Origin of the sequence: Alkalibacterium sp., assembly GCF_046484155.1 — a bacterium.
In the GTDB taxonomy this organism is placed as follows: Bacteria; Bacillota; Bacilli; order Lactobacillales; family Carnobacteriaceae_A; genus Alkalibacterium.
Window position 1 is genome coordinate 1 of record NZ_JAWOBT010000076.1, and the last position, 14,315, is coordinate 14,315.

Sequence of the window (14,315 nt, forward strand, 5' to 3'; positions counted from 1 at the left end):
CATGTAATATAATAAAGAATACGGGAAGTAGCTCAGCTTGGTAGAGCACCTGGTTTGGGACCAGGGGGGCGCAGGTTCGAATCCTGTCTTCCCGATTTGTTAAAATGGCGGTGTAGCTCAGCTGGCTAGAGCGAACGGTTCATACCCGTGAGGTCGTGGGTTCGACTCCCTCCGCCGCTATTAAAGCGGACCTTTAGCTCAGTTGGTTAGAGCAAACGGCTCATAACCGTTCGGTCGCAGGTTCGAGTCCTGCAAGGTCCATTTTAATCATTTACTATTATCGCGGAGTAGAGCAGTTGGCAGCTCGTCGGGCTCATAACCCGGAGGTCGCAGGTTCAAGTCCTGCCTCCGCAATCACCATGTTTGTATTCTTTTTAGCAAGGTACAACTAAGGCATGCTTGGGTAAATCCCACAGTGTAAACTTGAATTGTTTGAATATGCATGGTCCCGTAGTGTAGCGGTTATCACGCCTGCCTGTCACGCAGGAGATCGCGGGTTCAAATCCCGTCGGGACCGTTTAGAAAAAATATGCGGGTGTAGTTTAGTGGTAAAACCCCAGCCTTCCAAGCTGACGTCGGGAGTTCGATTCTCCTCACCCGCTTTATACAAATTGTATAAAGAAATTCATTTAGGGCCTATAGCTCAGCTGGTTAGAGCGCACGCCTGATAAGCGTGAGGTCGGTGGTTCGAGTCCACTTAGGCCCATTTATACCGATATTATTATTGGTATGGGGAAGTACTCAAGTGGCTAAAGAGGCGCCCCTGCTAAGGGTGTAGGCCGGTTTCGCCGGTGCGAGGGTTCAAATCCCTCCTTCTCCGTTTTTTTATATTTTAGGCCCCTTGGTCAAGTGGTTAAGACACCGCCCTTTCACGGCGGAATCACGGGTTCAAATCCCGTAGGGGTCATCAAACAACACTTAGGTGTTGTTTATTATTTTCACATGGAGGATTACCCAAGTCCGGCTTAAGGGAACGGTCTTGAAAACCGTCAGGCGTGTCAAAACGCGCGTGGGTTCGAATCCCACATCCTCCTTTGTAGTGGCTATTGACACTTTAGCGTTTACGGACATATTGTACGTGGACGATAGTTCAAAACAGTGTTACTTACATATTTTTTTAGCTAGGTCCCGTAGTGTAGCGGTTATCACGCCTGCCTGTCACGCAGGAGATCGCGGGTTCAAATCCCGTCGGGACCGCTTTTTTTGGCGCAGTAGCTCAGTTGGTAGAGCAACGGATTGAAGCTCCGTGTGTCGGCAGTTCGACTCTGTCCTGCGCCATTCCTTATGCGGATGTATTTTAGTGTTGAAACAGCAGCTTAAAAGTCTGTGGTCGGAAGGACAGTTCTTCTTATCCACTGTACTACATTCGAACAGATATAAGAGACGTTAGGTAATGGTATAATAGCCATTTCCTAACGTCTCTCTTTTATTTTCTCGTTTCTTATTTAGTAGTATAGTGTTTCAGGTATTTTTGAATTAGTTTAAATAAGAAAAAAATAATGGTGATCGTTAAAAAAATATTCAATGATATTGACAGTGATAAATAACGCAATTGGAAGTAATACGAGAGAATGTTAAATATTATCATAAGCACATATGTATACAGGAAAGTATATGTATTATTGAAATTAAAATGAATAAAAATAAACTTTGTTTGTATAAAAAAAGATATAATAAGAAGAATCGGAAGTATAAGTAATGAGTAACTTACACTGAAATAGAACATGATTCCGATATTTAAGAAGATTGAAAGTATTAATTCTCCTTTTAGATGTAATGGTGAGTTATTTTCTTTAAGCCAGTGATTTCTTAATGATATATTAGCATATATCCATATTGCTAATCCCAATATGGGAAGAAAAGTTATATCAGTAAGAAATTGTGCGAAAAAAACACCAATTATGCTGGAATTTATTGGATAAAACTTGTCTGTTCTGGAAAAAGTGTTATAGTCCGTCACTCAACCACTACTTTCATTAAAATAGTATTATCTATGATTCTACCATAGATATAGAATGAATAGGAGATAAGCTTGTTGGAAGAAGATTCTACGAATTTCAATGATTCTTTGATTGTTATATGTTAAAATGATAGAGGTTTACAAAGAATTCCCGATAGGACGGCCACAACCGGTCGGAAGCCTTGTAACCGCGAAAATAAGGGGGAATAATAATGACAGAAAAAAGATTATTTACATCAGAATCAGTAACAGAAGGACATCCTGATAAAATAGCTGATCAAATTAGTGATGCAATTTTGGATGATATATTAGCTAAAGATCCGGATGCTCGTGTGGCTTGTGAAACAATCGTTACAACTGGATTAGTTTTAATTGCCGGCGAAATCCGGACAGAAACTTATGTAGACATGCAAAAAGTTGCTAGAGATACGATTAGAGAAATCGGCTATACACGTGCAAAATATGGCTTTGATGCTGATACGTGTGCTGTCCTTGTCTCTATTGATGATCAATCACCGGATATTGCGGTGGGTGTCGATGATTCTGTTGAATACAAGTCAGAAGTTCATGATGAACTGGATAAAACCGGAGCTGGAGATCAAGGATTGATGTTCGGCTATGCTACTAATGAAACAGAGGAGTTAATGCCACTTCCTATATCTTTAAGTCATAAATTAACAAAGCAGCTGGCAACAGTAAGAAAAAATAAAGAACTCAGCTATCTGAGACCAGATGGTAAAGCACAAGTTACAGTAGAGTACGGGGAAGATGATAGACCCTTCCGTGTAGATGCAATTGTAATTAGTACTCAGCATCATCCGGATGTACCGAATACACAATTAAGAGAAGATATAATAGAAAAAGTAATTAAGGCAGTCATTCCAGAAGAATATTTGGATGGTGACACAAAGTATTATATCAATCCTACAGGTCGCTTTGTAATAGGAGGACCACAAGGAGATGCCGGATTGACAGGCAGAAAAATTATAGTAGACACATATGGTGGATATGCTCGTCATGGTGGTGGAGCCTTCTCTGGTAAGGATGCTACTAAAGTTGATCGTTCCGCCAGTTATGCAGCAAGATATATTGCTAAAAATATTGTTGCAGCTGATTTGGCTGATAAAGTAGAAGTTCAACTGGCTTATGCCATTGGGGTTGCGCAACCGGTATCCATTTCCGTTGATACATTTGGAACAGGTAAAGTTTCAAACACACTATTGATTAACGCTATAAGACATATATTTGATTTAAGACCAGCAGGAATTATTAAAATGCTCGATCTAAAAAGACCGATCTATAAACAAACAGCTGCTTATGGTCATTTTGGCAGGACAGATATCAAGTTACCATGGGAAGAAACAGATAAAGTTGAGCAATTAGTAGAGTTTGTTAAATAAAGTGATAAAAATACAGGATTTCTTTTGAAATCCTGTATTTTTATATCATTTTTAAATGTATGAATTAATATGCATCATGGAGGAATAAAATGGTAAAACTTAGAGAAGGGATACATTTACATATTCTACCCACAAAAAAGTTTAAAACAATCTCTATCCAATTTAGATTCAAAACCCTGCTTCAAGAAAAAAAAGTGACTAAGCGCGCTCTCTTAGCGAATATAATGGATATCAATAGTGAGCATTATCCAACTCAAATTGATTTCAGAAGACGGCTCGGTGAATTATACGGAGCTAATTTTTTTACAGACGTTACTAGATATGGAAAGTATCATGTGTTGTCATTGAATATGGAATGTGTTGATGAAAAAATTATAAATGAGACGGGAATATTCGACGAGGTGATGAAATTTTTATATCAGGTTATCTTTTTCCCTAATGTTTTTAATGGATGTTTTCACGAAACAACTTTCTTTAGAGAAGTGGATAAATTGAGAGATGAATTCGCATCACGGTATGATGACAAAACAATATATGCTGAAGACAAGCTCAATAATCTGTATTTTGACACGAGAGAACAACAGCTGACAAGTTATGGTCAAGAGTCCGATCTAAAAGATATTACTCCCGCTAGTCTATTTGATACATATCTAGAGATGCTGAATGAAGATCAATTAGATATTTATGTAGTAGGGAACGTAACAGAGACGAGTGTTTTACGAACGTTACACCCGTTTGATTTTGAGCCTCGTGCTGTTAGAAGTGAGAATCCTTTTTATGAAAATAAAGAAAAGAAGCCAGTTGCTCAAAAAGTAGAAATGCAAGAGATCAACCAAACAATACTAACGATGGGGTTAAAAACACCAATATATTATCATGCTGAGTATTATTATGCGGGATTAATTTTTAATGGCCTTTTTGGTGCTATGCCGCATTCTAAATTATTCCAAATCGTCAGAGAAAAAGAAAATTTAGCTTATTCTATTTCGAGTGAAGTTGATGTATACAGAGGTTTGTTATCTATTTACGCAGGTATTGAAAGTGAAGAAGTTGCTAACACACAATCAATAATATTGAAGCAATTAGAAGAAATGAAAAATGGTAGTTTCTCAGAAAAAGAAGTAGAGCTGACAAAAGAAGTGATAAAAAACGAATTGTTCCAAATTGATGATACTTCATATTCTATGGTGGAGAGAGCCTACAGTTTAGCATTGATCGGACAAGAGCACTTGTCACTAGACGAGTGGGTTGATAAGCTAGACTCAGTGTCAAAAGAAGAAATTATCGATTTAGCTCGATTAATCGAACTTAAAGCAACCTATATATTAATTGGAGAGAATAAATAGTGGACATCAAAGTATATAAGCACTTAGAAGAAAAGATTTACACTGAAAAATTGGGGAATGGGTTGCAAGTAAAATTAATACCAAAGAAAGAGTATAAAAAAATATACGCTGTACTATTTGCTGATTTTGGTTCTGTGGATCGAACGTTCATTACAAGGGGGGAATATGAATACAGATCCTTTCCCTATGGTATCGCACATTTTTTGGAGCATAAACTATTTGAAACTGAAGATGGTGATGTTTCAAATATATTTTCTTCTCAGGGAGCGTCAGTAAATGCGTTTACGAGCAATACGAAAACAGCTTATATGTGTTCTTTTACAGCTAACTTACAACAGAATATTGAGACTCTTTTGGACTTTGTTCAGACTCCTTATTTCACTTATAGTTCAGTGGAAGATGAGAAGAGCATTATTACTCAGGAAATACAGATGTATAAAGATGATCCTGACTGGAATTTATCCATAGGTTTGATTGAAAATTTATATCCTAAGCATCCACTACGGATGGACGTGGCTGGAACAGTTGAAAGTATTCAGTCTATTGATGTTGATATGCTAATAGCAAATTATGATACCTTCTATCATCCTAGTAATCTTCAGATTATCTTAATAGGGAATTTAAACCCGGATGATGCCATGGAATACATCAAAGAAAATCAGGAATCAAAATTTTTCCCTCCTGCTGTATCTATAGATCGTTCAGTTCCTGATGAGGCTGACATCGATATTCTTAAATATAGAGAAACAAAGTTACCGGTAAACATACCTAAAGTATTAGTAGGTGTGAAAGGCGACAAATACAACTTAGAAGAAAAAGCAGCTTTTCGACATATAATTAAAATGGAGATCATGCTGGACTTGCTTTTTGGTGACACATCGTCTACATACTTATCTTTGTATAATGATGAGTTAATTGATGATAGTTTCAGTTATGAGTATATTTTTGAAAGAAGTTTTGACTATGTCAGTATAGGCGGAGATAGTAAATTTCCTGAAGACTTAGCTTCGAGTATCAAACATGTTTTGCTCAACACTCAAGGGAGTCAAGATATGACATTTGAACATTTTTCTCTGATCAAGAAAAAATTAACTGGACAGTATATTCAAGCTTTAAATTCATTAGAAGTTATTGCACAGCATTTTGTGGAGTTACCCTATGAAGAAATCACGATTTTTGATAGCTTATCCATACTGGAGTCTATAACATTTGAAGAAGTTAAAAGAATAGCACATGACTATTTTAAAAAAGAAGTAATGTCGGTGTTCTCAGTTAAACCACAAAACAATTAAATGAAGCGAATAGGATGACTTGAAAATCAATAAATAATCTTTTTATAAATGAAAATGACATTTACGGAAAAATTATTGGCCTTTAATTATAATCCTGCTGATACTCTATACTCACTTTATTTCGTGTGGTATACTTTTACAGTTAGGTATCAGTTAAAATGAAATTTTTATAACCTGAAATATTGAATCGAACTATACATTTTGCAAAAGAATTATGCTAGGTAGGTGAAATTGAGTGAACGAAATAGGAGATAAGCTTAAAGAAGCGAGAAAAGCTAAGGGATATACCTTAGATGATTTACAACAAATGACTAAAATACAAAAAAGATATTTAATTGCCGTAGAAGAGGGTAAACTGGAAGTATTACCGGGGGATTTTTACGCACGGGCGTTTATAAAGCAATATGCTGATTCTGTCGGTTTGAATGGCGAAGATTTAGTCCAAGAACATATGGATACTTTACCTCAGACCCAAAATACGAGCTACACAAAAAGTGTTGATAAAACTCAAACACGATCAAAAATTAAAAAAAGTGGGTTTGTTGCCACTCTGAGAGACAGTTTACCGACGCTGCTCATAATTTTATTAGTGATAGCTATAATATTTGCTATTTATTTAGCTATTACAACAGTTGATAATTCTGATTTCGACTCGTTTATTAATGAAGATGAGTCAGCGACGGTCATTGAAGTAGATGATAATGAAGAGGCAACCGCCGAAAAAGATGAAGAAGAGGCAACGACTGAAGATGATATAGCGGATCAAGAAGAAAATTCTGATGATGAAGAAGAAATTAATGAAGAGCAAGTAATAGATGAAACGACAAGCACCGATATAGCCACAACCTATTTAATATCTGGTCCTCGTCCATCTGAACAGCAAGTGGTTTTGACATCTGAAGGTGGAGATTCCTGGGTAAGCATAAGTGTTGATGGAGAAAGTGTGGAACAGGGACTAATAAGTGACGGCAATTCACTTACGGCTATTTTTGATGATTCAGCCTCAGATATTTCTATTGTTGTAGGTAACGCATCGGTAACCAGTATTCTGTTGAATGATCAGGAAATCCCTTATAAATCTTCAGGGAACGAAGCCGTTCGACAAGAAGTGTTTTTAGAATTTGAATAAACAAATAAATTTTGACCAGTGTTTAATGACTTGACAACTGGTCTTTTTTTTAGGAATCTGGAGGTTTTTAGTGTGAATTTACCAAATAAAATAACTCTTTTTCGTATATTTTTAATACCTATATTTATAATTATATTAATTATTCCGTCTGATTGGGGAACCATAGAAGTTTTGTCATCTAGTATTGAACTCAATCATTTAATTGCCGCACTGGTCTTTTCGGTAGCTAGTTTTACTGATTGGCTGGATGGGTATTTGGCCAGAAAGATGAATATTGTCTCCAATTTCGGTAAATTTGCAGATCCTCTGGCAGATAAAATGTTAGTCATGACTGCTTTAGTGTTTCTGATAGAATTTTCATTAGCACCAGCCTGGATTGTAGCGGTTATTGTTTCCCGTGAGTTGGCAGTTACCGGCTTACGCCTATTATTAATAGAACAGGGTGGTCAAGTCATGGCAGCAGCCTGGCCCGGAAAAATAAAAACAAATACTCAAATGCTGGCTATCATATTTTTATTTCTTGACGATTTCCCCATTGCCTTCACTGGAATACCATTAGGTACAGTATTTTTATATATTTGTCTGTTTTTCACTATTTATTCTGGGTATTTATATTTTTACGAAGCACGATTTGTCTTTAAAGGAACATTTTCAAGCTGAATTCACAACTTAATCAGAAAGCTTAAGAAGTTTAATCTAACTTTTTAAGCTTTTTAATTATTTATAGTTAAAATCCGCAAAAAAAAGGCATATGTTAAAATAAAAAAGTGAGAATTTATTTAACTGGTGAATAGTTATAATAGGAGGGATCACTGTGCGAGCTGAAATCATTTCAATTGGATCGGAACTTTTATTAGGACAAGTAGTTAATACAAATGCTGCTTTTTTATCACGAGAATTAGCTGCTTTAGGCATAGAAGTTTTTCATCAAGTAACTGTAGGCGATAATCCGGACCGCTTAAAGGAAGCTATTAAAGACGCAGAAGAGCGTGTAAGCTTGATTGTATTATCAGGTGGTTTAGGACCAACGGAAGATGATATTACAAAACAGACACTCTCTGATTATTTAGATGTAAACTTAATACTGCATGAAGAAACAGAAGCCAAGATTATTACCTACCATAAAAATTCAGGTTTTGAAATGCCTGGAAATAATCAATTGCAAGCTCTAATATTAGCCGAGTCAATACCATTGAAAAATGATACAGGTTTAGCAGTAGGAATGATATTGGATCACGACGACCATCACTACGTTTTATTACCAGGACCACCGAACGAACTTCAACCTATGGTAAAGGATCATCTGAAAGATGAATTAATTAAGCGGATTTTAATTGACCAGGTTTTGGTATCACGGGTATTGAGATTTTTTGGTATAACGGAAGCACAATTAGCTGAAAAAATCGAATCTGTAATTAAAGAACAAACAAACCCAACAGTTGCTATATATGCAACTGAAGGTGAGATTATTGTAAGAGTAACTGCAAAAGCAAAAACAGAAGAAGAAGGAAATAAAGCAATTGATAAAATAGAATCACGCATTACTGATCCGTTATCAGATTATTTCTTTGCTTATGGAGAAAAGAGATTAAATGAAGTAGTAAGAGACTTGCTTTTGGAAAAAGAATTGACTATTACAGCTGCAGAAAGCTTGACTGGAGGCGCATTTATGAGCTCAATTACTTCTGATATGCCAGTTGGATCGGTACTTGAAGGAGGCATAGTCACGTATAGTTCTGACAAAAAAAATAAAGTGCTGAAAGTGACTAGAGAGACGATTAATAAATTCGGAGTAGTGAGTCCAGAATGTGCGATTGAGATGGCAGAAAAATCAAGAAAGATGTTTGACGCTGATATCGGTGTAGGCTTAACGGGTGTAGCCGGTCCAGCTTCGTTAGAAAATCAGAATCCAGGGACTGTATGGATTGGTCTTTCATACAAAGACAAGAAAGCTTTTGCTAAACAGTTTCATTTTGGGCATAAACGAAATAAAAACAGGCGTTCGGCTGTTCTCAATGCACATGATTTAGTTAGACGTGTGTTACTGGATAAACCAATTAATAATCAGGTTTGTTTTGGAGAAAACAGCTAAAGCGAATAAACGTTCGAAAAACGCTTGATTTTTTTTGTTGTGAAGGTTAAAATATAAACAGTGAAGATAACCAAAACACGTATGAGATAGTTAAAATTGTAGGGGGAAAGTAAATGGCAGATGATCGCGCAAAAGCTTTAGAAGTAGCATTGAAAAAAATAGAAAAAGCATATGGTAAGGGCTCCATAATGAAAATGGGAGAGAAAATTGATACACAGATAAAATCTGTTTCCAGTGGCTCCTTGGCATTAGATGTGGCGCTTGGAATAGGCGGCTATCCTAGAGGGAGAATCATTGAAGTTTATGGACCGGAAAGTTCGGGTAAAACAACCGTGGCTCTTCATGCGATAGCTTCAGTACAAGCCAATGGCGGTATTGCAGCGTTTATTGATGCCGAGCATGCTCTAGATCCTAAATATGCTAGTGCGTTAGGCGTAAATATTGACGAATTGCTCCTATCTCAACCTGATACCGGCGAACAAGCATTAGAAATCACTGATGCATTAGTTTCAAGTGGAGCAGTTGATATTGTCGTTATTGACTCAGTAGCGGCGTTAGTGCCTAGAGCAGAGATAGATGGCGAAATGGGAGATACCCATATCGGCTTACAAGCCCGTTTAATGTCACAAGCACTACGTAAATTATCTGGATCAATCAATAAAACCAAAACCATCTGTTTATTCATCAATCAAATTCGTGAAAAAGTTGGTGTCATGTTCGGTAATCCAGAAACAACCCCTGGCGGACGTGCATTGAAATTTTATTCTACAGTGCGTTTAGAAGTAAGACGTGGAGAATCCATTAAATTGGGGACTGACATGACGGGTAACCGTACTAAAATTAAAGTAGTTAAAAATAAAGTAGCGCCACCATTTAAACTTGCTTTGGTTGATATCATGTACGGAGAAGGAATTTCACAGATCGGTGAAATAGTGGATATGGGATCTGAAGTAGATATTATCGACAAGGCTGGTGCATGGTACTCATATGGCGATGAAAGAATTGGTCAAGGAAGAGAAAATGCAAAACAGTATTTAAAAGACCATCCAGATCTTAGAGCTGAAATCGAGACAAAAGTTAGAGCTGCATTCGGCGTCGGTGAACAAGAAGTAGTCCAAGTAGAAGAAAAGTCAAAAGAAAAATCAAAAGATAAATCAAAAGATAAAGAAGCTTTGAAAGTAGATTAGTAGTATACAAATAAGGTTGGATTTCTATGTTCAGACTTTTCTGAAACCGAAATTCAACCTTGTTTTATGGAAAAATTTAATAGGATTTAAGTGCTGGCTCATATATAAACAGACTAAAATAAAAACAATGTTGACAGAAGATACAAAGAACTATAAAATTAGGTAGTATGTTTCTTTAGTTTATAAAGTAAACGTCATCGTGTACTATAACTAAAATACGATATTTATCAATTAATGAAATATCTGATTATTTTTTATTGCATGGAAAACCAAATAATGATACGGAGGTGATTAGATGGACATACTTTCAATAGCCTTCGCTATCGTTACTTTAATTATTGGTTTAGTCACAGGAGCTTATATTACAAAACAAAGTTTTGAAAAAAGATTAGCTAATTCTAAACAAACAGCTGAAAACATTATTGAAGACGCAAACAAAGAAGCTGAAACTTTAAAAAAAGAAGCGTTGCTGGAGGCAAAGGAAGAAATCCATTCTTATCGAACAGAAGCAGAGTGGGAGCTAAAAGAACGTCGATCTGAAGTATCTCGACAAGAAAATAGAATTGCGCAAAGAGAAGATAGCTTAGAGCGTAAAGAGATTACTATAGATAAAAGAGAAAGTTCATTGCAAAGCAGAGAAGATAAATTGTCTGCTCGTCAGAAAAAAGTGGAAGAGCTGGAGCAAGCTGCAAAAGATCTATTAGAGGAACAAAACGAAAAACTTCTAACTATTGCAGGTTTATCAGAAGAAGAGGCGAAATCTGTCGTGCTTAAACAGACTGAACAAGAGTTAACTCGTGAAATGGCCATCATGGTGAAACGGTTTGAGGATCAGGCAAAAGTGGATGCTGATAAAAAAGCGAAAAACATTGTCACTCAAGCGATTCAACGCTGTGCTGCTGACCAGGTTACAGAGTCAACTGTTAGTGTAATCAATTTACCGAACGATGATATGAAAGGCCGAATTATCGGTCGTGAAGGACGTAATATCAGAACACTTGAAAGTCTAACGGGTATGGACTTGATTATCGATGACACACCTGAAGCTGTCATACTAAGTGGATATGATCCAATTAGAAGAGAAACGGCTAAAATGGCTTTAGAGAAACTGATTTCTGATGGACGCATTCATCCGGGTAGAATTGAAGAGGCTGTAGAAAAATCACGTAAAGAAATGGACGAACGAATCAGAGAAATTGGCGAAGAAGCCATGTTTGAACTTGGTATTCACTCCATTCATCCTGATTTAATGAAGGTCGTCGGACGTTTGCACTTTAGAACAAGTTATGGTCAAAATGTATTGAATCATTCAATTGAGGTCGCAAAACTTGCTGGTGTAATGGCTGCAGAGCTAGGCGAAGATGTTCAATTAGCAAAACGTGCTGGATTACTTCATGATATAGGTAAAGCTTTAGATAGTGAAGTTGAAGGTTCGCATGTTGAAATCGGAGCACAATTAGCAATGAAGTATCAGGAAAATGAAACTGTTGTTAATTCGATTGCATCCCATCATGGTGATGTTGATCCAACGTCAGTCATTGCTGTCTTAGTCGAAGCGGCAGATTCTATTTCTTCTGCAAGACCAGGGGCAAGAAGTGAATCCTTAGAGCATTATTTACAAAGACTTGAAAATCTAGAGAGAATCTCCAATAGCTTTAAAGGTGTTAAAGAAAGTTATGCGATTCAAGCTGGTAGAGAAATACGTATTATAGTCAAACCAGATGAATTGGATGATAGCATGGCATCCAAGTTAGCGAGAGATGTACGTAAACAAATCGAAGACGATATGGACTATCCTGGACATATTAAAGTAACGGTGATACGCGAAACTAGAGCAATTGAATATGCTAAATAAAAGTTAATTATAAAACCAGTCAATGAAGATTTTCTTCTTGACTGGTTTTTTTAGTTTTTTTAAAAAAGGTACTTGCTTGAAGGCACATAGAAAGATAGAGAAAGTAGAGGTCACGTAAAAAAACAGTGAAACAAAAGAATAGTATCAGAGTATAGCCCACTTGTATTTGGCTCGAGATAAATAACACTTCAAGTATCGGTAAGTCTTGATTTTAATTAATTGATAGATGTCTAAAAAGTAAGGAAGCTTTCTTTGATTTAGATGTTAAAATGACAAACTCACGAGCAGAAAAAATCTGAGTCTGCCATTTGGTGGATAAAACGACAAATCAGTGGTCAAAGGCATGATTAAATTATGCATATCAGTATAGAAAAATCATGAATTGCTGCTGATCTACTTGATTTGAGGCCCAGTTATTTAAAGTGGTGAATTTAAATCTATCGAATATTAAGTCTGTTTTGATTTTAGTGTCATAAAACTGGTAAAATGAGTAAAGTGACTAGAAATGAGGAATAAAGATGAAACTGCTATTTATTGGAGATATCGTGGGTTCTTTAGGGAGAGAAAAGTTAAGTGAATGGCTACCTAAATTAAAAGAAAAATATAAACCACAAGCAACAATTGCGAACGGTGAAAATGCGGCAGATGGCCGAGGTATTACAGAAAAAATATATAAAGAGATTTTGCAGTCCGGCGTAGATTTGATTACCATGGGAAATCACACATGGGATAAAAGAGAAATCTTTGAATTTATCGACGATGCTAAAAAATTAATAAGACCAGCAAACTATCCCGAGGCTGCTAATGTACCCGGTAAAGGAATAGCCTACATTAAAATCAACCAGATAGAACTGGCAGTTATTAATCTACATGGACGTTCATTTATGGGAGATTACGAAGACCCATTTCGAGTTGGGGATAGCCTCGTAAGTGAAGCTGCAAAGCGTACGGATCACATCCTTATTGATTTTCATGCAGAAGCAACGAGTGAGAAAGAAGCCATGGGGTGGTTTATGGACGGAAAAGTATCTGCTGTCGTAGGGACGCACACGCATGTCCAAACGAATGATGCACGCATACTACCGGGTGGAACGGCTTATCAGACTGATGTGGGAATGACTGGCTTTTACGACGGGATCTTGGGCATGAAAAAAGAACCGATACTATCTAAGTTTACAACCCAAATGCCCCAGAGATTTGAAGTTCCGGAAAAGGGTAGAAGCAAATTGAATGGATGTTATATTGAAATAGATGACCGTACCGGCAAAGCTAAAAAAATAGAAGCCATACGTATAGATGACGACATGTCATTATTCGAATTATGAAATCAATGAGAGAGTGATAGAAGTGCCTCAAAAAACCAAACAGACACCTATGATGCAACAGTATTTAGAAATTAAAAATAAATATCCCCAAGCTTATTTATTTTACCGATTAGGCGATTTTTACGAACTGTTCTTTGAAGATGCTGTAGAAGTATCTCGATTATTAGAACTCACCTTAACAAGTAGGAATAAAAATGCAGATGAACAGATACCGATGTGCGGAGTGCCGCATCACGCTGCGAAGGGATATATTGATTCTCTGATTGAAATGGGTCATAAAGTAGCCATATGCGAGCAGGTCGAAGATCCCAAGGAAAGTAAGGGGATGGTCAAGAGAGAAGTGGTGCAAGTCATCACCCCCGGAACCGTCATGCAATCAAAAACTGTTGATGCCAAAGAGAACAACTACATTGCAGCAATAATGCAATTAGATCAACTGATAGGCATAGCGCTTGCTGATTTGACGACTGGAGAAGTGAAAGTCACCAGTGTTGAAGATGCAAACGAAGCCATAAGTGAGTTGACTTCTCTCAACTGCAAAGAAGTTATCTTTGAACCGGGAGAATTCTTGGAATTACAAGAATTATTAAAAAATAAATGGAATATGTCCATCTCTCACGCTTCTAGCGAAACACCAGCGCCTTCCCTTACACATCTCACCGAAAAGTTTGAAGAGTCTCGATTGAAGAATGTGATCGATTTATTACTCTCTTATTTATCCGATACACA

At 36.8% G+C, this 14,315-nt stretch carries 9 protein-coding genes, 12 tRNA genes, 1 pseudogene and 1 riboswitch; all 22 genes and pseudogenes read left to right on the forward strand.

Annotated elements, in window-relative coordinates; translation table 11 throughout:
* Nucleotides 1-21 precede the first annotated feature (21 nt).
* A tRNA-Pro gene (locus R6U02_RS05740) sits at nt 22-95 on the forward strand.
* Nucleotides 96-106: 11 nt separating this feature from the next.
* Nucleotides 107-180, forward strand: a tRNA-Met gene (locus R6U02_RS05745).
* A 7-nt stretch (nt 181-187) separates the two neighbouring features.
* Nucleotides 188-261 (forward strand) — tRNA-Ile (locus tag R6U02_RS05750).
* Nucleotides 262-281: 20 nt separating this feature from the next.
* Nucleotides 282-354: transfer RNA gene (locus R6U02_RS05755), tRNA-Met, on the forward strand.
* Between the two features lie 90 nt (nt 355-444).
* Nucleotides 445-517 (forward strand) — tRNA-Asp (locus R6U02_RS05760).
* 14 nt (nt 518-531) lie between these two features.
* Nucleotides 532-602, forward strand: a tRNA-Gly gene (locus tag R6U02_RS05765).
* Between the two features lie 30 nt (nt 603-632).
* A tRNA-Ile gene (locus R6U02_RS05770) sits at nt 633-706 on the forward strand.
* 25 nt (nt 707-731) lie between these two features.
* Nucleotides 732-820: transfer RNA gene (locus R6U02_RS05775), tRNA-Ser, on the forward strand.
* 15 nt (nt 821-835) lie between these two features.
* Nucleotides 836-907, forward strand: a tRNA-Glu gene (locus R6U02_RS05780).
* Nucleotides 908-944: 37 nt separating this feature from the next.
* Nucleotides 945-1,034, forward strand: a tRNA-Ser gene (locus R6U02_RS05785).
* Between the two features lie 90 nt (nt 1,035-1,124).
* Nucleotides 1,125-1,197 (forward strand) — tRNA-Asp (locus R6U02_RS05790).
* An 8-nt stretch (nt 1,198-1,205) separates the two neighbouring features.
* Nucleotides 1,206-1,278 (forward strand) — tRNA-Phe (locus R6U02_RS05795).
* 815 nt (nt 1,279-2,093) lie between these two features.
* A riboswitch (SMK box riboswitch) is annotated at nt 2,094-2,175 on the forward strand.
* The gene (gene metK, locus R6U02_RS05800) at nt 2,173-3,360 is read left to right on the forward strand and encodes a methionine adenosyltransferase (RefSeq protein ID WP_410262676.1); all 1,188 of its coding nucleotides are present in this window, start codon (nt 2,173-2,175) and stop codon (nt 3,358-3,360) included. Its footprint overlaps the riboswitch before it by 3 nt.
* A gap of 89 nt (nt 3,361-3,449) precedes the next feature.
* Nucleotides 3,450-4,706 (forward strand): EF-P 5-aminopentanol modification-associated protein YfmF, encoded by a 1,257-nt coding sequence (yfmF, locus tag R6U02_RS05805; protein WP_410262677.1) that lies wholly within the window; start codon nt 3,450-3,452, stop codon nt 4,704-4,706.
* Nucleotides 4,706-5,998, forward strand: coding sequence for an EF-P 5-aminopentanol modification-associated protein YfmH (yfmH, locus tag R6U02_RS05810; RefSeq protein WP_410262678.1), 1,293 nt, complete (start codon nt 4,706-4,708; stop codon nt 5,996-5,998). The genes yfmF and yfmH overlap by 1 nt, the downstream gene beginning before the upstream one ends.
* A gap of 235 nt (nt 5,999-6,233) precedes the next feature.
* Entirely contained in the window at nt 6,234-7,127 is an 894-nt protein-coding gene (locus tag R6U02_RS05815) for a helix-turn-helix domain-containing protein (protein WP_410262679.1), read from the forward strand.
* Between the two features lie 72 nt (nt 7,128-7,199).
* A complete protein-coding gene (pgsA, locus tag R6U02_RS05820) occupies nt 7,200-7,787 on the forward strand; it encodes a CDP-diacylglycerol--glycerol-3-phosphate 3-phosphatidyltransferase (protein ID WP_410262680.1) in 588 nt (195 codons plus the stop codon).
* A 154-nt stretch (nt 7,788-7,941) separates the two neighbouring features.
* Nucleotides 7,942-9,219: a competence/damage-inducible protein A gene (locus R6U02_RS05825; RefSeq protein ID WP_410262681.1), complete on the forward strand. Its 1,278-nt coding sequence runs from the start codon at nt 7,942-7,944 to the stop codon at nt 9,217-9,219.
* 113 nt (nt 9,220-9,332) lie between these two features.
* On the forward strand, nt 9,333-10,406 hold the full coding sequence (recA, locus tag R6U02_RS05830) for a recombinase RecA (protein ID WP_410262682.1): 1,074 nt from the start codon (nt 9,333-9,335) through the stop codon (nt 10,404-10,406).
* Between the two features lie 295 nt (nt 10,407-10,701).
* Nucleotides 10,702-12,261, forward strand: coding sequence for a ribonuclease Y (gene rny, locus R6U02_RS05835; RefSeq protein ID WP_410262683.1), 1,560 nt, complete (start codon nt 10,702-10,704; stop codon nt 12,259-12,261).
* A 518-nt stretch (nt 12,262-12,779) separates the two neighbouring features.
* On the forward strand, nt 12,780-13,586 hold the full coding sequence (locus R6U02_RS05840) for a TIGR00282 family metallophosphoesterase (RefSeq protein ID WP_410262684.1): 807 nt from the start codon (nt 12,780-12,782) through the stop codon (nt 13,584-13,586).
* A 22-nt stretch (nt 13,587-13,608) separates the two neighbouring features.
* A pseudogene (locus R6U02_RS05845) lies at nt 13,609-14,315 on the forward strand (DNA mismatch repair protein MutS); the annotation flags it as partial.

Bases quoted from the DNA above. Each gene is read 5' to 3' on its own strand.
- metK (WP_410262676.1), top strand. From the start codon at position 2,173: ATGACAGAAAAAAGATTATTTACATCAGAATCAGTAACAGAAGGACAT.
- yfmF (WP_410262677.1), top strand. From the start codon at position 3,450: ATGGTAAAACTTAGAGAAGGGATACATTTACATATTCTACCCACAAAA.
- recA (WP_410262682.1), top strand. From the start codon at position 9,333: ATGGCAGATGATCGCGCAAAAGCTTTAGAAGTAGCATTGAAAAAAATA.
- rny (WP_410262683.1), top strand. From the start codon at position 10,702: ATGGACATACTTTCAATAGCCTTCGCTATCGTTACTTTAATTATTGGT.
- R6U02_RS05840 (WP_410262684.1), top strand. From the start codon at position 12,780: ATGAAACTGCTATTTATTGGAGATATCGTGGGTTCTTTAGGGAGAGAA.